Source organism: Janthinobacterium sp. GW460-12-1-14-LB5 (assembly GCF_059423585.1).
In genome coordinates this window covers 1-1,496 of sequence record NZ_JBWKYD010000064.1, presented here as the reverse complement: position 1 = coordinate 1,496, position 1,496 = coordinate 1, and the positions used below count along the sequence as shown (strand labels likewise).

Sequence of the window (1,496 nt, the reverse complement as noted above, 5' to 3'; positions counted from 1 at the left end):
CTGGTTCGCCTGGCGCGCATTGTCCGCATTCTGTTTCACGGTACTGGTCAGCTCTTCCATCGACGAAGCTGTTTCCTCCAGGGAACCGGCCTGCTCTTCCGTGCGGGAAGACAGATCTTGATTCCCTGCGGCAATTTCCGTCGACGACGTGGCGATGCTGTCCGTGCCCGTACGCACTTCGCTGACGATATTGAGCAGGCTGGTGTTCATATCCTTGAGCGCTTGCAGCAGTTGGCCCGTTTCATCCTTGGCGCTGGCATCGATTTGCGCCGTCAAGTCGCCATCGGCCACCTTGCGGGCAATCTCCACGGCGGTGCGCAGGGGGCGCACGATGCCCATCGTCAAGACCCACGCGCAGACGACGCCAAAGATCAGCGCCAGCGCGGCCAGCGCCAGCATCAGGTTGCGGCTGGTCTTGGCCACTTCGTCGATATCGCGCGCCGTGGCGTCGATACTGGCACGCTGGTGTTCCAGCATGTTCATGATGACTTTCTGGTATTTCGTCGAACCGGGCACGAACACGGCCTGGAAGGCCTTTTCCGCTTCTTCCGTCTGGCCGGCCGCCTTCAGCTTCGATACTTGCTCACGGGCATCCAGATACACCTTGCGCATTTCGCTGACCTGGCGGAACAGTTCCGTTTCTTGCGGGCCGGAAATCAGGGCTTCGATCTTCTTTTGCAGTTCACTCGATACAACGGACGACTGTTTCGCTTCTTCCGCAAAATACGGCCCCAGCGAGGTGTCGGCGCTGCGCACGATGGCCGTGGTGCGGCGGATGCCGCTGTCGATCTTGCTGTACCAGTCGGAAATATAACGTTCCTTGGCCAGCGGCTGCTCCATCATGGTGCGCGTGGCCGTCGCCACATCGTGCAAGCGCCACACGCTGATGCCCGTGATGACCATGGAAAACAGCAAAATCACGGCAAAACCCAGGCCGAGGCGCACACCAATACTGACGTTTCTTAACAAATTCATGTGAATATCCTGAAAAAGCGGAACCAGACTATATAAAAGGAGACAGCAGAAAGCGGCTGCACGGGGCAGCCGCGCCAGCGTCAGCGTTTGCCGATGCGCAAGGCGGTTTGCGGCGCTGCCGGGCATTTTTGCGCAGGTGCTACATCCTTCGCCCCGCTGGCGCCAGCGCGCTGGCCATTCAATTTGAACACGCTGACGACTTGCGCCAGCTTGTGCGCCTGGTGCTGCATGGATTCGGCGGCGGCGGCCGACTCTTCCACCAGGGCCGCATTTTGTTGCGTCACGGCATCCATCTGGCCGATGGCGCGGTTGATCTCGTCGATGCCCACGCTTTGCTCGCTGCTGGCCGCCGTGATTTCCGTGATGATGTCGCTCACGCGCTGCACGCTGTCAACGATGTCATTCATGGTCGAGCCTGCCTGCGCCACCAGCATGCTGCCCGCATTGACTTGCTCGACCGACGCGCCGATCAGGGTCTTGATTTCCTTCGCCGCCGACGCCGAACGCTGGGCCAGGTTGCG

Annotated in this window: 2 protein-coding genes; both read right to left on the bottom strand. The window is 60.4% G+C overall.

Translation table 11 applies throughout. The annotated features are described in order from the left end of the window. Positions 1–975 (bottom strand): methyl-accepting chemotaxis protein (locus AC07X6_RS28515; protein WP_494793218.1); only part of this gene is annotated, 975 nt, incomplete at its 3' end. Positions 976–1,055: 80 nt separating this feature from the next. After that, a partial coding sequence (locus AC07X6_RS28510; RefSeq protein WP_494793217.1) for a methyl-accepting chemotaxis protein occupies positions 1,056–1,496 on the bottom strand: 441 nt, incomplete at its 5' end.